The sequence below is a fragment of the Yoonia sp. TsM2_T14_4 genome (genome assembly GCF_049602355.1).
GTDB lineage: Bacteria > Pseudomonadota > Alphaproteobacteria > Rhodobacterales > Rhodobacteraceae > Yoonia > Yoonia vestfoldensis_A.
In genome coordinates this window covers 526,644-545,531 of sequence record NZ_CP187137.1, presented here as the reverse complement: position 1 = coordinate 545,531, position 18,888 = coordinate 526,644, and the positions used below count along the sequence as shown (strand labels likewise).

The window sequence follows — 18,888 nt, the reverse complement described above, 5'->3', positions numbered from 1 at the left end:
CTAACAAGTAAATACCACTCAAATTACCTGATTTATGTGAACCCACCGCAACAGGCGGATCACCAATTTATGACGCAGACCATTTCGGCGCGGCGTCTGCGGCAAAAGACTGCTGGCCGTCAAAGCAGTCTTACAGCCTGACCGAGGTGATCAAGCGTCATGGTGGCACGCCGCCCAGTGAAGATGATTGATATGGATCCGGTGTTGAACAATTGCCTGGTGGATTGCACAATCCAATCCTTGCCAGGCTGATTGAAGGCCCGCATCACGCAACGATTTGCAAACACGGTTTGTGCCGGAGTTTCGTTTGCGAATACACTCTGGTGTCTTCACGATTGTTGCGCGCAAACAAATGTTGCGGCAATCACCGCACTTTTCCGTCACGCGGCTCAACGCGATGATGTCAGATCAAACGGATCAAAACAGCCGCGTCAGCAGCTTTTCGTTTCATTGTTCTGTTCTGCAAGGGTCTTTGCGTGTTCGCGCAGCATGTATTTTTGTATCTTGCCGGTCGATGTGCGGGGAATTTCCATGAAAACAACGATGCTTGGCACCTTGTAGGGCGCAAGCCAATCCTTGCACCAGGCCCGCAATGTGGCGGCATCCACGTCGGCCCCTGTCGATAGCTCTACAAAGGCGCAGGGCGTTTCACCCCATTTTTCATGCGGCATTGCAACCACGGCGGCGGTCTTGACCGCAGGATGGCGATAAAGAGCTTCTTCCACCTCGATCGAAGAAATGTTTTCACCGCCTGAAATGATGATGTCCTTGGAGCGGTCCTTGAGCTGGATATAGCCATCGGGATACCGCACGCCCAGATCACCGGAGTGAAACCAGCCGCCTGCAAAGGCTTGCTGCGTGGCTTTTGGATTGCGGAAATATCCCTTCATCACAACATTGCCGCGAAACATCACCTCACCCATAGTCTCGCCATCCCGAGGGACAGGCAGCATCGTTTCAGGGTCCAGCACGTCAAGACCTTCGAGCGGCAGATAGCGCACCCCTTGGCGCGACTTTAGCGTGGCTTGTTCCGCAAGCGGCAGATCGGACCACTCATGGTGCCAGTCGTTCACCACGGCTGGCCCATAGGTTTCTGTCAGCCCATACAGATGCGTCACATCAAAGCCCGCAGTTTTCATATCCGCCAACAGCTTTTCTGGCGGAGGCGCCGCCGCGGTAAAGAACTGCACCTGATGGTCAAATGTCCGTTTTTCCGCCTGATGGGCAGAAATAATCAAAGACATGACAATGGGGGCGCCACACAGATGTGTGACCCCCTCGTCGGCAAGCGCTGCCCAGATCGGTTCCGGCCGGACTTGACGCAGACAAACATGGGTGCCGACGATCGCTGACAGGGTCCACGGAAAGCACCACCCGTTGCAGTGGAACATAGGCAGGGTCCATAGATAGACCGCATGTTTCGCCATTGACGTGGTCAACGCATTGCCCTGCGCCAGCAAATACGCACCACGGTGATGCGACACGACGCCCTTGGGATCGCCCGTCGTGCCTGATGTATAGTTGATGGCAATCGCGTCCCATTCATCAAGCGGCATCAGCCAATCGAAATCGGGGTCACCAGTCGATAGGAAGGCGTTGTAATCCTGCGCCTCTGTCGCAGTCGCTGGTCCCGAAAATTCAGGGTCGTCGTATTGGATCACGCGTGGTGTCACATTGGCCAGCGCCAAGGCTTTTTCAATCAACGGCATAAACTCGCGATCGACGATCACCACCTTGGACATGGCATGGTCAAGCTGGAACGCGATCACTGACGCATCAAGGCGTGTGTTAACAGAATGTAGAACTCCGCCCGACATCGGCACGCCGTAATGGCATTCGAGCATCGCCGGTGTGTTGGCCAGCACAACAGACACCGTATCGCCACGCCCGATCCCATTCTGTGCCAAAGCGGATGCCAACTGCCGGGACCGCGTGTAAAATTCTGCATAATTGCGCCGCAACGCGCCATGCACAATCGCGATGTGGTCAGGGAAAACGGATGCAGCCCGATCTAAAAATGTCAGCGGCGTCAGCGGAAGATGGTTCGCCAGATTACGGTCCAGATCAATATTGTAGGGGTTTGTAGTCATAAATCAGGCGTCCTGCCATTCAGGCTTACGTTTTTCGATAAAGGCGCTAATGCCTTCATGTGCATCTTGGGCCAGCATGTTCTCAACCATCACACCAGACGCATAATCATACGCATCACCCAGCGTCATTTCACGCTGTGCATAATAGGCGCGCTTGCCGGTTGCGAGCGTCATGCTCGACTTTGACGCAATTTTGAGTGCGATCTGCATCGTCGCATCATGCAATGCATCGGGTACCACCACGCGATTGACAAGGCCGATTTCCGCCGCCCGCGTGGCTGACACCATATCACCCGTCAACAACATCTCCATCGCATGTTTGCTGGCAACAGACCGCGACAGGGCGACCATCGGGGTCGAACAGAACAGACCAATATGCACCCCCGGCGTGCTGAATTGCGCCGTGTCTGCAGCGATGGCCAAATCACAACTTGCCACCAGCTGGCATCCTGCCGCCGTGGCCACGCCTCTCACTTCGGCGATCACGGGTTTGGAACAGGTCACAATGCCTTGCATGACGCTGGCACACAGGGACATGACATGTGCAAAATAGGTTTTGCCACCGTCATCGCTTGCACGACCGGCTGTCATTTCTTTCAGATCATGCCCTGCACAAAACGCAGGGCCTGTGGCGGCCAGCACAATGACACGAACCGCTGGGTCAGCACTGGCTTGTTCGAACGCCACGCGTAATGTGGTCAACATCGCCTCGGACAAAGCATTGCGACGGCCCTGATCGTTCAAGGTCAGACGCAAAATACCATGCACGTCTAAATCGGCCAGCAGGATATCAGATGTTAACATGACGCTCATCCTTTTGGGATTTCAATGAATGTTGATTTCGACATTGTCAGCCAATGTATTGGCGATAAAACAGTAGCGATGCGCGCGGTCTTGCATCTGGGCCAAGTCCTCTGCGCTGACGGTAAAGCCGGTGTCAAACCGCACCACAGGGTTGAGGTCGATCCGCACCACGGACATCTGCCCTTTGGCGTTCTTGCCAAGATGTGCTTCGGCGTAATCGTGATAGCTTGCGACAGGCCAGTCTAGTTTTGCCGCCAGCGCCAAAAACGTCATCATGTGACAACTTGACAGCGCCGAGGCGAGGGCTTGTTCGGGGTTGGTATTTGCGGGATCGCCGCCCCAATCAGGGGCCGCGTCCACCGGAAGATCAAAGCGGCTGTTATATTGAACCGTGTGTTCGTTCGAATACACACCGGTGCGCAATACGGGACCCGCGCGGTGCCAATGCAACGTTATCGCAAGATGTGACATTTCGATGTTCTTTCTGACGATACCTTATGCCGCTGCGATCTGTTTTTTGGGGTCGTAGAATGGACGCTCGCAGATCGTTGCAATGGTAGGCCCGGAATGAGTGACGACTTCGACCACCGCCCCAATATTTGCGTGTTCCGCTGACACCATCGCCAAAGCGATGTTCTGCTTCAGACGTGGGGAATAAACGGCCGATGTAACCTTGCCGATCGTGTCGCCCCCAAGGTTGATTGCCCAAAACGTCGTATTGGGGCCGGCAAGGGGATCACCATCAATAATCAGGCCAATCTGTTTGCGGCTGACGCCTTCGTCCTTGATGCGCCGCAGAGCAGCTTTGCCGATGAAGTCAGCCTCCATGTCAAGATTGACCAGCCGATCAAAGCCCAGCTCGAACGGATTGGTCGTCATGTCAGCGTCAGCGTGATACGACAGCATTCCACCTTCGATCCGACGAATGGACGACGTGTGGCCGGGCTTAAGCCCGAATTCCATACCTGCGGCCATGATGGTTTCCCACAAAAGATCGCCCTTGGCGCCATCACGCAGGTAGATTTCATAACCCAACTCGCTCGACCAACCGGTCCGGGACACGACCAGTGGAATACCGTTCAATTCAACCTCGCGCAGCCAATAATAGCGCAGGTCCAGAATGTCTTCGCCGAACAAGGCTTTCATGATTTCACCCGACTTTGGGCCTTGCAGTTGAAGCGGCGAAACGTCTGGTTCGCGGATGGTAACGTTCAGCCCAGAGTGAATGGCAACCCCTTGTGCCCACAATAGGATGTCGCTGTCAGCGAGTGAAATCCAGAAATGGTTTTCCGCGAGGCGCAGCAGGATCGGGTCATTCAGGATGCCGCCGTCAGCGTTTGTGATCAGGATGTATTTACACTGGCCCACCGCCATCTTGGACAAGTCACGACAAGTCAGCATCTGGGTGAATTGCGCCGCATCCGGACCGGTGATTTCGACCTGACGCTCGACAGCGACATCACACAGAATTGCGTCGTTCACGAGGTTCCAAAAATTCTGCTCCGCGTCCCCGAAATCGCGGGGGATATACATGTGGTTATAGACCGAAAAGCCTTTGGCGCCCCAACGCAACGTTGCATCGAAATAGGGTGACTTGCGGATCTGTGTGCCGAAACCGAAATCGTCTGCTTGCATGTGGAACATTCTCCCTTTTTGTTCATGATCCCCCGACCACAAACGACCAAAATTCTGACGTGATCTTGTCTGAGACGCCCAATAAAAGTGGTCTGAAAACTTCAAATGCGCAGTCTGGGCAGGCCGTTTTTACATGCCAAACAGGTCCGATCGGACCGAAACGCCTATTTGCTGTTGCCAGCGGCCAGCTTTGCAATGTTCGGCATGCCGGACTTTACCTGCCGCGTGGCAAAATAGGTCATGTAGCGGTCAATGCCGAGATCTTCGGCCAGGAACTCTTCCATAAGACTTTGAAATGCCGACAGACTTGGGCTGATCACTTCCATGATATAATCGACCCCGCCACCCGTGGCGATGCAATCAATAATCTCATCGCGACTGGTTATGAACGCCTCAAAGCGATCAAAGTCGGCCTTCCTGTGGCGGCTGAGAGAAACAGTCACGATGACCTTTGCGAAATCAGCCAGCTGTCCCAGCGCAATGTCGGCATGATAGCCACGGATGTATCCCGCCGCCTTCAACCGACTTAGCCGCGCCAAGCAAGGCGTCGCCGAAAGGCTGCAAATCTCGGCCAACCGAGCCTTGCTCAATTGTCCGTGTTTTTGAAGCGCACCGAGAATGCGGATGTCTGCTGCATCAAGTGCAAGTCGTTTCATTTCAGGTGTCCATACGTTCTCGGCAAAGGGAAGATTGCGTTTCTTGCGCTATCGTAACCTTGACCATGTTGATAAAAGGCCCGTTTTACGACAAATATCAACGTTTTAACGCCCAACAGACAAGCGTCACTGGAAAATCATTATGATCCGCTGGATCCAGAGGTCAAAGGCGCGCACGGCAGCGCGCCACTAGATACTCTGCGAAGGGGCGATGGTATTATTGCGCGCTCATACTATCGTGATAACTTGTATCAAGAAACTCATCGATGATCACACTCATCAGTTCCGTCTTGGATCCAACCCCGATCTTGCGGAAAATCGAAGTCGACTGTGCCTTGATGGTCCCTTCTGCGGTATTCCGAGCGGCGGCAATGTCCGCGACGCTAAGACCGCGAATGATGAGCAAAGTGACATCACGTTCCGCCGCAGTCAGGCTCCATTCTTTGAATTTGTCGCGCAAGACTTCGTCGAAGTTTCCGCGCAGCATGTGGATCGTTTCCTTGCTCGATTCTGCCTCTCCTTGCAGAAGGCGCAAATACTGCCGGAGCGTGATCACCGCATATCCCAGCCCAAATACCGCAACGGTTTCAAAGATCAGGTGAACCAATTCTACCGATGCAAAAGACGCGCCCGCAAGGCGATGCGTTGCTACATCGGCAACCACATCAAACCCAAAGAACGCCATGCAGGACAGAAGAACTGCCATCCCCAGAAAAACCTCCCGCCGTCTTGCAGCCCGGCGGCCTGACATCGGCGATCTGGGCATTATGTCCAATTTTTTGGGCCTTTTCTGCTTTGTATGACTTTAGTTTATGTTGGCAAAGCAGGCCCAATGCAAGCCTACGTCCAATAGGAACGTATCCTAGCTTCGATCATCTTAGCCCCATCGCCAAGCCTGAGTTGACAGATAGCAGACGGTTCGGCGTGAACAATGAATCCAACATCCGACGTAAAGGGATCGAAAATGACGAAACTGAAAATGACCTCCGCCCTATTTTCATTCGCGATGATGGCAAGCCCAGCGATTGCACAAGACTTTGTGGATGCTAAGATTCAAGAATTGTTTGCCCAAGGCTATACACATTTCGAGGTGTCGCGCGGCTTTCTACGCACTGAAATTGAAGCCTATGGACCGAGTTTCAGCAAGCTGGAAGTTAGACTGTCCAACGCTGACGGTTCTGTTGTCAGCCAACGATCTGAAACTGAAAGCCAGGCCGAATATGAAGACAATATTCGCGAGATTGCTCGGCGAAACAGCAATGTCAGAGAAGATCGCGATGATAACGACGATAATAATCGTGATGATGACCGCGGCGACGACCAGAATGACGACCGCTATGATGGCCGCGATGACGATCGGAATGACGACGGGAATGATGATCATGACGATGACCGGAATGACGATTCTGATGATGACCGGAATGACGATCGTGACGATGACTGATTTCTAAACGGCCAGCGCTTTCCGGTAGCCAAAAACCTTACGGAAGGTGATCGTGGCGAACCCATCCGCGCGGTCATCGCTGCCTGAATCGCTTGCTTCGTGTTTGTCAGAGACCATCACATCAATGAAAAACGTTGGTCTCTGACAGAATACAAATTTCCAAATCACCCGTCACCTGCGATCCGTGCGTAACATGCACGGGCTTTTCACACATCAGGCCGATTGTGAAACGCAGGCGGCGGGTGCGATCATGGCCATCGCAACAGCCATGCTCGATCCAGATGTCTTGGCCCGTTCGATAATATCGGGCTGCTTCAGCTCAGTGGCCAAGACAATGCCGGCACCTGTGAAAATACCGGATGTCTCAGGTCCGAAACTTGTTATGTGGGGTAAAGCCGGATGGCGTGGCGTCACGGGGATTGCGGACCCAGACAGTGCGATGCGGGTGCAAACCCGCCCCGTTGATCGCCGGGACCGCCATATGCCGTGCGCGTTGCAACAACCGTGTGTCAGCGGCAGGCAAACTGGGGTGAAACCCGCCATTGCTTGCGACGGCATCATCCCAAGCGCGCTTGCGCGCAGCGAGAATGTCCGGGTCATTCAATGGCGTGCAGTTGATCTGATTAATATTGAGATCAACCAGAATTTCATCGCCATTCTCGACAAAAGCAATCGGTCCGCCGAGCGCGGCTTCAGGCCCCACATGGCCGATCACCAGACCAATCGAACCGCCAGAAAACCGTGCATCCGTCATCAGTGCGACAACAATACCGCGCTCGCGGCACAATGTTGTAATGCGTGCAGTCGGATCCAGCATTTCAGGCATCCCCGGTGCGCCGCTTGGGCCTTCATATCGGACAATGATCATGTCGTTGTCCTGCAACACCTCGGGGGTCTGGTCCAACAGATCCAACAGGGATTGCTGACCGTCAAACACACGAGCCTTGCCGCGGAACAGGTTGTTTTCCAGTCCACCTTCGACGCCAGCCAGCTTCAGGATAGCTGAAAAGTCAGGTGACAGGTTACCGCCAAGCATCCGTAGACCACCTGTCGGCTTGAAAGGTGCTTTTACGGAATAAATGACATCGCCATCGGCCTGTTTTGCGCCAAGACGGGCGACCTGTTCAGCCAATGTTTCGCCTGTACAGGTCATTGTTTCGCCGTTCAGCAGACCCGCTTCTAGCAATTCGCGCACGATAACCTGCACACCGCCGACCTGATCAATATCGACCATGGAATATTTGCCATAAGGCCGTGCATTGGTCAGGACCGGAACAACATGTTGCGACAGGTGATTAAACTCCTCCGGCGTCATGATGTCTTTCCAAAATTCGGCAAAGCCTGCGGCGCGGGCAATCTCTGGCGCGTGCAACAGCGCGTTCGTTGACCCGCCGATCGCCATCGCGACAATCGTTGCATTGCGCAAGGAATCTCGTCCAACGATATCGCGGGGCCTCAGATCCGTTTCGATCATCTTGGCAAGCAATGTGACCAGTTCATCAGGGAACTCTGTCAACCGGCGTGCATCATCGGACGGTGGTGCCACCATGTGCAAAGGCTGCATCCCAAGCACACCAATAAACGTTTGCATGGTGTTGTATGTGAACATACCGCCACAGCTGCCAAACCCGGGGCACGCATGACAGGCGATGTGATGGCGATATTCAGGGTCTGGATGCCCTGCTGCCTGGAAAGCGGTAACGATATCCAGCTTTTCACCGGTTTTGGGATCAACACCGGGATGAATTGGACCATCAGACATGATGATCGACGGCAGGTTATGTTCAAGCATCGCTGCAAGCGTGCCGACAGGTGGTTTATCGCATGCAACAACCGCAATGGTGCCTGCCAGTCCGGTCGCGCTGAAATGTTCGCACAAAGCGTCTTGGGTGACTTCACGTCCGATCAGCGAGTAGCGCATTTCCGGTGTGCCATTGCGCATGCCATCTGATGTCGCGATGGTGAATTCTGGCTGAACCAACCTGAACCGGAGCTGATCTGGCCCCGTTCCGATCCGTGACCGAAAGGCTTCGTGGATCGCCTCGACCTTGGCCGCAACCCCCAGATAGCATTGGCTATCGCCTTTGGTCCCAACGACGCCTACCGAAGGCTCATGAATAAGAGCTGGATCAGTGCCGATCTCTTTGGCAAGGCCAAGTGTTTGGGTGGATCGCCCGGGGTGACGATCAATCAGAACTGCGTTTGGGTTGGTCAATGCGGCCTCTTTCCAGTTTTTTATGCTGAGGGATTCAACCGTCAGCGCACAATAAGTGAATCAAAGTATAATTTATTTAAACGTAAAGCTTGAAACTGACCACCACCATCAAGTTCTGCTGCGGCATGATGCCCGCTGGCTTTGCACGACGGTCGGCATTGATGCTGCTGCTTGCCCATTGAATGCTCCGAACCTGAGATTGCCAAAGGCGTGTCGAACGGCGACCAATACCCCTGTGCTGCCAAAGTCTTTTCACTCGCTTGACCTTTGCGATGCAAAGCCGCCGATCCAGCGGCCTTGGGAAACATGCCGCATGTTCCGTTGCGCATCGGCTTCATCCTGAAATCACCAGCTCTGCCAATGCAATCCAAAGTGGGATCAACAGGATCGCGGTGGGTGTGCCCAATGCGGTCGATGTGCCGACATAAGCAGAGGAATTTGCTTCTGGTAGGGCTGCACGCAGTGTTGGTGGCCCCGATATATCAGAGCTTGATGACGCCATGACAGCAAGAAGCACAACACCACCTGCAGAAAACCCTGTTAGATGATGAGCGGCCATCCCGACCCCAAAACCGATGAACCCATGGATCAAAGGTGCGGTCAGACCGTAAAAAACATAAACATGGGCAACCTTGCGCAACGCGGACAGGCGGCTCCATGCCTCCATTCCCATGATCATCATCAGGATCGACAACAGCCCCCGGAACAGGGGTTCGTAGAAACTGTGATAGACCACATCAGGCCGCGCCAGAAACCCGATGGCCAGCCCCGCAAGCATTGCCGAAATCGCAGGGCTGCGGCAGGTATCCACAAGGATGTGACGTACCAGCGACCCCTGCTCTACGGCCACCCCGCCTTGGCCCGCGTGCAGCGCCAATGCGCCACCGCCCTGCACCGCCAGACCGCTGTTGCGCGCTGCTGCCAGACGCGCCAGCAGGATCGCCGTCACCAGTGCCGCTATGTCCATGAACGGGTAAAGCGCGCCGATATACGCCTCATATTCCTGGCCGCTGTCATCCAGCATCACCATGCCCGCCGCAAGCGTCGATGCCGATACCGCCCCGAACAACCCCGCCGTTGCAAGACCGTCAACCTGCGACACCCCACGCAACCGCGCCAGTGTCAAACCGCCCAGCCAGACGATCAGCACCCCGACAACGACCGCCCCCAAAGCAGGTACGATCAGCGTCATCGGTTCGGCCTCGCGGATCGCGATCCCCGCGCCCAGCCCAACCTTCAACAAAAGCAGGATCACGATGAACTGATAGACCGGCGCGGGTATTTCAAACTTGCTGCCAAGCGCTGCCAGCACCATCCCTGCGATCAGAAAGGACAGGGTCGGTTTTTGTAATTGTTCCAGAAAGCTGCTGATGATCGTCCAGATAACATCCATGGCGGAATCTCCTTTGTGGCGCTTGGGGCAGAGCTAAAGCCAGAGGATTTGAAATAAAAATATATCTTTGCTATGTATTCATTCTATAATACAGAATGATTAACCGCCTGAACTATCACCACCTGCGCTATTTTCACGAGGTCGCCCGCGAAGGTCACCTCGGGCAGGCTGCCGACCGTCTGAATATCGCGCAATCCGCGCTTTCGGTGCAGATCAAGCAACTTGAGGAACGGCTGGGCTTTGACCTGTTCGACCGGGTCGGCCGCAAACTGGTGCTGACAGAGGCCGGGCGCATCGCACTTGACCATGCCGAACGGATTTTCTCGACCGGCGATGAATTGCTGGCCGCCCTCGCGCAAAGTGGCCCCAGTGATCCACCGTTGCGGATCGGTGCGCTCTCGACCTTGTCGCGCAATTTCCAGCTGCAATTCCTTGCCCCTTTGCTAAAGCCAGGTGCCTGCGCATTTTCGCTCAAATCGGGCAGCTTGCGGCCTTTGCTGGCCGATTTGGAAAACCTTGCGCTTGATGTCGTACTGACAACGCAGGTTCCGCCCACGGGCGAAGGTCTGGTGCTGGCCGCGCAAAAGATTGCTGAACAACCTGTTCGCCTGCATGGTCGGCCAGATCACCTGCACCATGCCAGCCTTGCCGATCTTCTGGCCCAAGAACCGCTAATCCTGCCGACAGAGGATGTGATCCGCACAGGATTTGAAAATCTGGTCACAGCCCTTGGTGTGCAGCCGCGCATCGTTGCCCATGTCGATGATATGGCGATGGTGCGGCTGCTGGCCCGCGCAGGTTTGGGTCTTGCTATCGCCCCCACCGTGGTCGTGGCTGATGAGCTGGCCAGCGGGATGTTGGCCACCGCCCCATTTGATCTTGGCATAACAGAGCCATTTTTCGCCGTCACATTGCCGCGCAAGTTTCCGCACCCCGCGCTGGCCGGACTGTTGCGTGGCCTGGCTGGCGTGGCCTAGGCGTGATGGCTGGCACCGCTGTCAGCGACGCGTGATGCTGACGTGCCAGCTGGTCGTGACGACACTCATCCGCGTTTCGCGAATGCCATCACCAATCGCACTTCCGACTGGACGCATGTGAAACGACATCCTAAGCGTAATGCATGACCGACACTTCCTTATCAACGCCATCCACGGACCGCATCCTTGCCGGTGTCGCCCTCATGTTGGGGTTTTGCGTGACGGCGCCATTATTGGATGTCGCGGCAAAGCTGGCAGCAGATAGCGTCCCGGTCGGACAAATCACCGCTGCGCGCTTTATCGGGCAATGCGCGCTGATGGCGCCGTTTGTCTGGATCATGGGGCTATCGTTGCGGGTTGCACACGGCCTATGGCTCGCGCTGGTATTTCGCGCGGTGCTTTTGCTGGTCTCGACCTTTTGTTTCATCGCTGCCATCAGCGTGATGCCGCTGGCAGATGCGCTGGCGATCGTGTTCGTGGCACCTTTCATCGTACTGCTGGTTGGGAAATATTATTTTGGCGAAGACGTCGGGCCGCGCCGTGTCTGGGCCGCATTGGTCGGATTTATCGGCGTCTTGCTGGTCATTCAGCCAAGCTTTGCGGCATTTGGTGCGGTGGCCTTGTTTCCCCTCGGCACGGCCGTGGGATTTGCGTTCTATATCCTTGTGACGCGCGGACTGTCACGCCGGATGCATCCTGTGACGTTGCAATTCCACACTGGCCTGATCGCCAGCCTGATGTGCCTGCCGGTGATGGTGCTGGCCCAAGGAACAGGATCGTCACTGCTTGATCCGGTCTGGCCCGAAGGGATTGCATGGCTTTGGCTATTCGGGGTCGGGTTCTTTGCGACGATCAGCCATATCATGATGACCTATGCGCTGTCATTGGCACCGTCGGCCACGCTCGCCCCTTTACAATATCTGGAACTGCCGGTCGCCACTTTGCTGGGCTATCTGGTGTTCAGCGATTTCCCCAATGCTCTGACGCTGACCGGCATCACGATCATCATCGGCGCGGGCCTCTATATGATCCATCGTGAAAGGGTCACCGCCAGCCAATTGGTAAGCGCCCGCGCAGCACCACCAATCTGACAAGGCACTGGTCTGTTTGGGGCAAGGCAGGTTGTGGCGATGGGTGATGGGCGCTGTGCATGCTGAACAGCCCCATCAACAGGCAGGCGCCAATCCGTTGACCCTGCTGAAATATCACGACCTACGCGCCGGTCAAACGGAACTGGTCTGGTGATGGTGTTGCAAGTAGTCCAACATCGTTTCTGCCGACGACACTGACATCGGCACGCCGGGTGGATTGTCACGCAGCCCCGGCTCGGCGAATAGTTTTTTGATGTCACCATTTTCGACCAGCATAGAATAGCGCCAGCTGCGCATGCCCATGCCTTGCGCAGACCGATCCACCAGCATGCCCATCTTGCGTGTGAACTCTCCATTGCCATCGGGCAGCATGAACACGCGCTGGATATTCTGCGATTTGGCCCATTGGAACATGACGAAAGCATCGTTGACGGCCATGCAGACGACGCTGTCCACGCCTTGTGCCACGAATGCATCATAGAGCCGTTCATACCCTGGCAGGTGGCTTTCCGAACAGGCTGGCGTAAAGGCACCGGGCAAGGCAAAGACCACAACACGTTTTCCTGCGAACACATCGCTGGTCGAAAGCTGTTTCCATTCAAACGGATTGTCGCCCGCAAGATCGGGGTTGCGCACACGCGTATGAAGTACGGCATCTGGCACTGATTGTGGGGTCATTTTGTATTGCTCCGCATCACGTCATTTGCGCTGATTGATACCGTTGTTAAACAAATAGACAACCCCGCCGCTGCGCCATCTTCGGCCAAGACCAGGTTTGGCCCTGCGCGGTTCGGCCAGCTTTTTTTATCGCGCAAGACGCGACCAAGAAGATGGCCCTTGGCGACTGGACGGATCGTGTGCCTCAGGATCACAGCGTCAAAACAGAGCTTCCGGTTGTTGTGCGCGCCTCCATCTCGCGATGCGCCTGCGCGACGTTTTCAAATGCGAAATCTTGCCCGATGTGGATTTTGACTTTGCCGCTCTCGACCATGTCGAACAGATGCGATGCCATCGACTGACATTTCTCACGTTCCGCGATATGCACGAAAATCGTCGGCCGGGTCAGTTGCAGACAGCCCTTGGCCCCCAGAATACCCAGGTCGAACGGCGGCACCTTGCCCGAGGCATTGCCATAGCTGATCATCATGCCAACCGGCCGCAGACAATCCAACGATCCCTCAAAGGTCGACTTGCCGATTGAATCCATGACAGCGTCAACGCCGCGCCCGTCGGTGATGTCGCGCACACGGGCAACGAAATCCTCTGTCTCGTAATTGATGACCTCTGATGCGCCATATTCGCGGGCCAGTGCGCATTTTTCATCGCTGCCAGCGGTGCCGATCAGCCTGATCCCAAGCGCGCGCGCCCATTGGCAGGCGATCAGGCCAACACCCCCTGCCGCAGCGTGAAACAGGACAGTATCGCCCGCCTTCAGCGGCACGGTGCGGTGGAACAAATATTCAACCGTCAGCCCTTGTAACATCATCGCCGCGCCGGTGCGAAAATCGATACTGTCGGGCAAACGGCACACTTGTGCGGCTTTCATCACCCGCACATCGCAATAGGCACCCGGCGGGGCCGCTGCATAGGCCACGCGATCGCCCGTTGCCAGATGCGTGACGTCAGCGCCAACAGCCTCGACCACGCCGGCCCCTTCCATCCCAAGGGCGTGCGGCAGCGCAAGTGGATACACACCGGATCGCTGGTAGATATCGATAAAGTTCAAACCGCAGGCATGATGCCTGATGCGCACCTCGCCTGGTCCCGGATCGCCCACCGGACGTTCGACGATCTTCATCACCTCGGGGCCGCCGGGTGCATCAAAGATGACGGTTCTTGTGGTATTCATAACGCAGCCTCTTTGAATTTGGTTTCATATTGTTTGCGCAGCGCAGCCTTCTGGACCTTGCCCATGTTGTTGCGCGGAAGTTCAGCCACGACGATATAGGCTTTGGGTTGCTTGTATCGCGCCAATTTATTTTGCAGCGCGTTTTCGATCTCAGCAATGTCAGGTGCCTGACCGGTGGCAACGAGCACCGCAACAACCGCTTCGCCGAAATCCGCATGCGGCAGGCCGATCACGGCGCTTTCCAGCACTTGGGGCATGTCATCCAGCACCAGCTCGACTTCTTTGGGATAGATGTTATAGCCGCCCGAAATGATCAGGTCCTTGGCGCGCCCGACGATGTTGACATAGCCCTTGTCGTCGATCAGCCCAAGATCGCCTGTCATGAAGAACCCGTCAGACCGGAATTCGGCGGCGGTTTTCTCGGGCATCTGCCAATACCCCTGAAAGACATTGGGGCCGCGGACTTCGATCATGCCAGTCTCGCCCTGCGGCAAGGCTGCGCCCGTTTCGGGATCGGCAATGCGCAATTCCACCCCCGCAAGGGGCAGGCCCACGGTCCCTGCCCGCCGTTCGCCATCATAGGGGTTCGAGGTCAGCATGTTCGTTTCGGTCATGCCATACCGTTCAAGAATACGGTGGCCCGTCCGCTTTTCGAATTGCACGTGGGTTTCTGCCAAAAGCGGGGCAGAGCCAGAGATGAACAGCCGCATATGCCCGGTCAGACTGGCCGTGAAACGCGGATCATCCAACAGCCGCGTATAGAATGTCGGCACGCCCATCATTGTCGTGGCCTGCGGCATCAGCCGGATCATGTCATCCATATTCAGGCCGGGCAGAAAGATCATCGCCCCCCCCGACATCAGCGACACATTGGTGGCCACGAACAATCCATGGGTATGAAAGATCGGCAAGGCATGCAGCAGCACATCCTTGTCGGTAAACTGCCATTCACGGGTCAGCACCTGTGCATTCGACAAAAGATTGCCATGGGTCAGCATCGCGCCCTTGGATCGCCCCGTGGTGCCAGAGGTATATAAAAACGCCGCCAGATCATCGACACCGCGTGCAACAGGTGTGAAATCGGCACTTTGCGCCGCGACCAGATCGGCAAAGCTGCCGGACCCATCAACGTTCAGAACCATCAGTTGTGCATCATGGGCCTGCGCCACAGGTGTCAACGCCCCGGCACGGCGGCCATCGGCCACCAACATCTTGGGCATCGCATTGCCGACGAAATAGTCGATCTCGGCCGGTGGATACGCCGTGTTCAAGGGCAGAAAAACCACCCCCGCCGCGACCGCCCCGCCATAGATCGCCAGCGCCATAGGCGATTTTTCGATCTGGACAGCAATACGGTCTCCGGGCTGCAATCCGCAGGCCACCAATGCATTGGCAACGCGGTGGACCATATACAAGAATTCACCGCCGCTGATCTGTGCGCCATCAGGCAAGATCAAGAAGGGGCGCGAGCGCCCGGCCTGTGAGGCAAAGAATACGTCATATAGCAGGTTGCTCATCGGTCTTTTCGTCCTTTTACTTCTGGTCCTTTGCCGCGACGGCCAGCGCTTTCACACCGCGTGCCGCTGCGATGGTGTTCTTGCTCGCGAATGCCTCGTGGTTTCGTTCGACATTTGCGGGATCGTAAAGGTAATTCACCATGGCACCGCAGGATTGGTTTTGACCCTTGCTGGACAGATCGGCAGCGGCATGGATTTCATGCAATTCCGCCCCGTTGCCCAGATGAAACCGCGCCACAGGATCAAGCGGCTGTCCATCGGCGGCCTTTGCTTGCAACAAATAGCGCGCCGCGACACGCCGCAGCGCCTCGGCATCGGAGGCTACGTCTGGCAAAAGCTGCACGCTATCATGTTGGGTATCCATCCAGCGGCACAGGCCGGGGATCGGTGACAGGGTGACAAAGGTTTTCAGGCCCGGTTCTTCGCGGCCCAGCACATCCACCACCTGTTTGATCAGTGAATTGCCAAATGAAATCCCCCGCAGCCCCGCCTGACAATTTGAAATCGAATAGAACACGGCTGTATTGACGTCGGACGGGGTCAAGGCGTCGCGGTCTTCGGCCAGCAAGGGGCCGATGGCGCCCGGTATCCCTTGGGTCAGCGCCACTTCGACAAAGATCAGCGGATCATCCGGCATGGACGGATGGAAAAAGGCAAAACAGCGCCGGTCCGGTGGCTCCAGCCTGCGGCGCAGATCGTCCCAGCTGTGGATCTCGTGGACAGCTTCATAGGCGATGATCTTTTCAAGGATATTCGCCGGGCTTTCCCAGCCGATCCTGCGCAGCACGAGAAAACCACGGTTGAACCATGACGCAAACAGGTGCTGGAAATCCAGATCGACACGCGCCAGATCCGGCTGTGCCTTGATCGCCTCCATCAGATCGACCCGCATTGCCACCAGATCGGCTGTGCCGCGTGGTGCCTGGTTGAGCCTGCGCAACAACTCCTGGCGCGGCGGCTCGGCCACATCCAGCAAGGCGGCCATGGTACCGGCGTCGCCCTTGTCGGCATAGGCTTGGGCCGCGGCGATCACGGCAGCAGGGTCAAGATCCATATCATCCGCCAGAAACCGGAAGAATGCAGCCTTTTCCTCCATGCTGGCCTGACGATAGCGCATCAGCACCTCGACCGCGCATTTCATCCCCGATACTTCACCCTGCCCCGACAGCAGCGCCCAACACAATGTGGTCAGTGGTTTGCCACTGGCCGTCACATCAGCCGCCGCTCGCCGTTCGAACAGGGTGCCCAGCAGATCCCCCAATGCCCAGCTGCCAAGACCCCAGGAGCGTGCCATCAGACCGGCCCCATCACCAGGTCAGGCAGCCAGGTCACAATTCCCGGGAAAAAGCACAAGATCACAATCGCCAACACCATGCACCCGACATAGGGCAGCGATCCCATCAGGATTTTCTTCAATGGAATATCCGGCGCAATCGAATTGATGACATAAAGGTTCAGACCCACCGGCGGTGATATCAGCCCGATCTCCATGTTGATGGTCAAGATCACGGCGAACCAATAAGGATCGAAATCAGCGGCAAGGATGATCGGCAGCAAAATGGGTGCCGCCATCAAGATCACGGCAACCGGCGGCAAAAAGAAACCGGCAACCAACAAGAACAGGTTCACGATCCCCATCAAAACCCAACGGTTTACATCCAGATCGGAAATCCATGCTGCGATAGACTGGGTGATATAAAGCGATGACAACATATAGCTGAACACACCCGCGGCCCCGATGATGAACAGGATCATCACGGATTCCCGCGTGCTGTCGCTCAGGATGGTCCACAGCTTCTTGGGCGACCACAGCTTGTAGATGACCATCGCAATCACCAGACAAAGCAGCGCGCCAACCGCCGCCGTTTCAGATGGTGTCGAGATCCCACCATACATCGCATAAAGCACGCCGATAATGATGATGATAAACGGAATGACGCGCGGTAGGATCTCCAGCTTTTGCTTGAGCGTATAGCTGCGCTGCGCCAGCACCTCGGGAGAGCCAAAGCGCCATGTGTGGAAAATTGACCACGCCATGAACAGCGCGACCAGCATCAGCCCCGGCACCACACCGGCAAGAAAAAGTCGCCCGATGGATGTTTCAGTTGCGATGCCATAGACGATCATCGTCACGGATGGCGGGATTAAGATACCCAGCGTTCCGCCTGCCGCGATTGACCCGGCCGCCACCTCGTCGGGGTAGCCGCGCTTGCGCATCTCGGGGATGCCCATTTTTCCGATCGCCGCGCAGGTCGCGGGGCTGGACCCGGACATCGCCGAGAACAACGCACAAGCACCCAGGTTCGACATCACCAACCCGCCCGGCACGCGCGTCAGCCAGCGTTCAAGCGCCTCGTAAAGATCGGCACCCGCACGGGTCGACGAAATTGCAGCGCCCATGATGATGAACATCGGAATAGACAAAAGCGCAAAGGAGTTCAGCTTGCCGAAAAATATCTCGGGCATCAATTCCAGCGATCGCATCCCGTCAAAGACAAGCAGGAACCCCGCCGACACGATCAACAGCCCCGAGGCGACAGACACGCCCGAGAACAACACGACAATCGTCATGACAGCGACCAAAAGGCCTAGCGACAGCGGGTCCATTAATTGTCCTCCAGACCAAAGGGGCGATCAACACCCAGCACAAGTGCTGCGAAATCCGCCAGCAATTGCAAAAGATAAATGCCAAAGCCCAGCGGCAGCGCGAGATAGGGTATCCAAAGCGGCGGTGCCCAGACAGTTTCAGACCGCCACCCGCGTTCCCAGGCAAAATGCCAGTTTTCTATCGAGAAAAACAAAATGACACCGACCACGGACATGGTCATCAACAAGACGAAACCCGCCAGATATTTGCGCGCCCGGCCCTTGACCAAGATCGGTATCAGGTCAACGTTGACGTGTCCGCGCAGGCTCTGGACATAGGGCAGCCCCAAAAGGGTAGCACCGACCATCAGATAGATCACAGCTTCGGTCTGCCAGATCGTGGAGCTTTCCAACACGAAACGTATAAAGATCATCTGACAGGTGATCAGGACAGAGGCGAGGATCATCAGCGCCGAAATCCAGCCGCAGACCGTCGATAATTTGTGGATCAGGCGCAAAATTGTATAGTCACCCGTGTTAATGGCACGGGTATTGGGCATGGTTGCCATGGCACAGGCTCCGGTGCTTGGGGTTTGAAGGGTGTGGGTAGGCCGACCGGCATTGCGGTTGG

The 18,888-nt window shown here is 56.1% G+C and carries 18 protein-coding genes; 3 read left to right on the top strand and 15 right to left on the bottom strand.

The genetic code is table 11. The features are described 5' to 3' along the window. Nucleotides 1-431: 431 nt before the first annotated feature. From ACPF9B_RS02555 to ACPF9B_RS02530, 6 genes are all read right to left on the bottom strand, one after another. A complete protein-coding gene (locus tag ACPF9B_RS02555) occupies nt 432-2,090 on the bottom strand; it encodes an acyl-CoA synthetase (RefSeq protein WP_424179018.1) in 1,659 nt (552 codons plus the stop codon). 3 nt (nt 2,091-2,093) lie between these two features. Then, on the bottom strand, nt 2,094-2,894 hold the full coding sequence (locus ACPF9B_RS02550) for an enoyl-CoA hydratase (RefSeq protein WP_424179016.1): 801 nt from the start codon (nt 2,892-2,894) through the stop codon (nt 2,094-2,096). 21 nt (nt 2,895-2,915) lie between these two features. Beyond that, complete coding sequence (locus ACPF9B_RS02545) at nt 2,916-3,365, bottom strand: OsmC family protein (protein WP_424179014.1); 450 nt, start codon at nt 3,363-3,365, stop codon at nt 2,916-2,918. A gap of 24 nt (nt 3,366-3,389) precedes the next feature. Further along, nucleotides 3,390-4,529: a glycine cleavage T C-terminal barrel domain-containing protein gene (locus tag ACPF9B_RS02540; protein ID WP_007205555.1), complete on the bottom strand. Its 1,140-nt coding sequence runs from the start codon at nt 4,527-4,529 to the stop codon at nt 3,390-3,392. Nucleotides 4,530-4,693: 164 nt separating this feature from the next. Further along, nucleotides 4,694-5,185, bottom strand: coding sequence for an Lrp/AsnC family transcriptional regulator (locus ACPF9B_RS02535; RefSeq protein WP_213394381.1), 492 nt, complete (start codon nt 5,183-5,185; stop codon nt 4,694-4,696). 217 nt (nt 5,186-5,402) lie between these two features. After that, a complete protein-coding gene (locus ACPF9B_RS02530) occupies nt 5,403-5,891 on the bottom strand; it encodes a helix-turn-helix transcriptional regulator (protein WP_424179012.1) in 489 nt (162 codons plus the stop codon). A gap of 258 nt (nt 5,892-6,149) precedes the next feature. Between ACPF9B_RS02530 and ACPF9B_RS02525 the strand changes: the two genes are divergently transcribed. After that, nucleotides 6,150-6,629 carry a hypothetical protein gene (locus ACPF9B_RS02525; protein ID WP_424179010.1) on the top strand — a complete coding sequence of 160 codons (480 nt, stop codon included), beginning with the start codon at nt 6,150-6,152 and terminating at the stop codon, nt 6,627-6,629. Between the two features lie 364 nt (nt 6,630-6,993). On the opposite strand, the gene ACPF9B_RS02520 is transcribed toward ACPF9B_RS02525, so the two are convergent. The 3 genes from ACPF9B_RS02520 to ACPF9B_RS02510 are packed head-to-tail and all read right to left on the bottom strand — an operon-like array spanning nt 6,994 to nt 10,237. Then, a complete protein-coding gene (locus ACPF9B_RS02520) occupies nt 6,994-8,844 on the bottom strand; it encodes a dihydroxy-acid dehydratase (protein ID WP_424179008.1) in 1,851 nt (616 codons plus the stop codon). A gap of 41 nt (nt 8,845-8,885) precedes the next feature. Then, nucleotides 8,886-9,173, bottom strand: coding sequence for a hypothetical protein (locus ACPF9B_RS02515; RefSeq protein ID WP_424179006.1), 288 nt, complete (start codon nt 9,171-9,173; stop codon nt 8,886-8,888). A gap of 5 nt (nt 9,174-9,178) precedes the next feature. Continuing rightward, nucleotides 9,179-10,237 (bottom strand): sodium-dependent bicarbonate transport family permease, encoded by a 1,059-nt coding sequence (locus ACPF9B_RS02510; protein ID WP_007205561.1) that lies wholly within the window; start codon nt 10,235-10,237, stop codon nt 9,179-9,181. A gap of 95 nt (nt 10,238-10,332) precedes the next feature. Here ACPF9B_RS02510 and ACPF9B_RS02505 point away from each other — a divergent pair, with 95 nt between their 5' ends. Further along, a complete protein-coding gene (locus tag ACPF9B_RS02505; RefSeq protein ID WP_007205562.1) occupies nt 10,333-11,214 on the top strand; it encodes a LysR family transcriptional regulator in 882 nt (293 codons plus the stop codon). Between the two features lie 143 nt (nt 11,215-11,357). Beyond that, nucleotides 11,358-12,305: a DMT family transporter gene (locus ACPF9B_RS02500; protein WP_040482859.1), complete on the top strand. Its 948-nt coding sequence runs from the start codon at nt 11,358-11,360 to the stop codon at nt 12,303-12,305. Nucleotides 12,306-12,437: 132 nt separating this feature from the next. Here ACPF9B_RS02500 and ACPF9B_RS02495 read toward each other — a convergent pair whose 3' ends face one another. The 6 genes from ACPF9B_RS02495 to ACPF9B_RS02470 all read right to left on the bottom strand — a co-directional run bounded on the left by ACPF9B_RS02495 (nt 12,438) and on the right by ACPF9B_RS02470 (nt 18,826). Then, complete coding sequence (locus tag ACPF9B_RS02495) at nt 12,438-12,983, bottom strand: peroxiredoxin (protein ID WP_424179003.1); 546 nt, start codon at nt 12,981-12,983, stop codon at nt 12,438-12,440. A 190-nt stretch (nt 12,984-13,173) separates the two neighbouring features. After that, nucleotides 13,174-14,154 (bottom strand): quinone oxidoreductase family protein, encoded by a 981-nt coding sequence (locus ACPF9B_RS02490; protein ID WP_424179001.1) that lies wholly within the window; start codon nt 14,152-14,154, stop codon nt 13,174-13,176. Next, entirely contained in the window at nt 14,151-15,671 is a 1,521-nt protein-coding gene (locus ACPF9B_RS02485; protein ID WP_424178999.1) for a malonate--CoA ligase, read from the bottom strand. The genes ACPF9B_RS02490 and ACPF9B_RS02485 overlap by 4 nt, the downstream gene beginning before the upstream one ends. A 16-nt stretch (nt 15,672-15,687) precedes the next feature. Then, a complete protein-coding gene (locus ACPF9B_RS02480; protein WP_007205568.1) occupies nt 15,688-16,965 on the bottom strand; it encodes a malonyl-CoA decarboxylase in 1,278 nt (425 codons plus the stop codon). Continuing rightward, the gene (locus tag ACPF9B_RS02475; protein WP_424178997.1) at nt 16,965-18,278 is read right to left on the bottom strand and encodes a TRAP transporter large permease; all 1,314 of its coding nucleotides are present in this window, start codon (nt 18,276-18,278) and stop codon (nt 16,965-16,967) included. The genes ACPF9B_RS02480 and ACPF9B_RS02475 overlap by 1 nt, the downstream gene beginning before the upstream one ends. After that, nucleotides 18,278-18,826: a TRAP transporter small permease subunit gene (locus ACPF9B_RS02470; RefSeq protein ID WP_007205570.1), complete on the bottom strand. Its 549-nt coding sequence runs from the start codon at nt 18,824-18,826 to the stop codon at nt 18,278-18,280. The genes ACPF9B_RS02475 and ACPF9B_RS02470 overlap by 1 nt, the downstream gene beginning before the upstream one ends. Nucleotides 18,827-18,888 lie beyond the last annotated feature (62 nt).

Bases quoted from the DNA above. Each gene is read 5' to 3' on its own strand.
- ACPF9B_RS02555 (WP_424179018.1), bottom strand. From the start codon at position 2,090: ATGACTACAAACCCCTACAATATTGATCTGGACCGTAATCTGGCGAAC.
- ACPF9B_RS02550 (WP_424179016.1), bottom strand. From the start codon at position 2,894: ATGTTAACATCTGATATCCTGCTGGCCGATTTAGACGTGCATGGTATT.
- ACPF9B_RS02545 (WP_424179014.1), bottom strand. From the start codon at position 3,365: ATGTCACATCTTGCGATAACGTTGCATTGGCACCGCGCGGGTCCCGTA.
- ACPF9B_RS02540 (WP_007205555.1), bottom strand. From the start codon at position 4,529: ATGCAAGCAGACGATTTCGGTTTCGGCACACAGATCCGCAAGTCACCC.
- ACPF9B_RS02535 (WP_213394381.1), bottom strand. From the start codon at position 5,185: ATGAAACGACTTGCACTTGATGCAGCAGACATCCGCATTCTCGGTGCG.
- ACPF9B_RS02530 (WP_424179012.1), bottom strand. From the start codon at position 5,891: ATGGCAGTTCTTCTGTCCTGCATGGCGTTCTTTGGGTTTGATGTGGTT.
- ACPF9B_RS02525 (WP_424179010.1), top strand. From the start codon at position 6,150: ATGACGAAACTGAAAATGACCTCCGCCCTATTTTCATTCGCGATGATG.
- ACPF9B_RS02515 (WP_424179006.1), bottom strand. From the start codon at position 9,173: ATGCGCAACGGAACATGCGGCATGTTTCCCAAGGCCGCTGGATCGGCG.
- ACPF9B_RS02510 (WP_007205561.1), bottom strand. From the start codon at position 10,237: ATGGATGTTATCTGGACGATCATCAGCAGCTTTCTGGAACAATTACAA.
- ACPF9B_RS02505 (WP_007205562.1), top strand. From the start codon at position 10,333: ATGATTAACCGCCTGAACTATCACCACCTGCGCTATTTTCACGAGGTC.
- ACPF9B_RS02500 (WP_040482859.1), top strand. From the start codon at position 11,358: ATGACCGACACTTCCTTATCAACGCCATCCACGGACCGCATCCTTGCC.
- ACPF9B_RS02495 (WP_424179003.1), bottom strand. From the start codon at position 12,983: ATGACCCCACAATCAGTGCCAGATGCCGTACTTCATACGCGTGTGCGC.
- ACPF9B_RS02490 (WP_424179001.1), bottom strand. From the start codon at position 14,154: ATGAATACCACAAGAACCGTCATCTTTGATGCACCCGGCGGCCCCGAG.
- ACPF9B_RS02485 (WP_424178999.1), bottom strand. From the start codon at position 15,671: ATGAGCAACCTGCTATATGACGTATTCTTTGCCTCACAGGCCGGGCGC.
- ACPF9B_RS02480 (WP_007205568.1), bottom strand. From the start codon at position 16,965: ATGGCACGCTCCTGGGGTCTTGGCAGCTGGGCATTGGGGGATCTGCTG.
- ACPF9B_RS02475 (WP_424178997.1), bottom strand. From the start codon at position 18,278: ATGGACCCGCTGTCGCTAGGCCTTTTGGTCGCTGTCATGACGATTGTC.
- ACPF9B_RS02470 (WP_007205570.1), bottom strand. From the start codon at position 18,826: ATGGCAACCATGCCCAATACCCGTGCCATTAACACGGGTGACTATACA.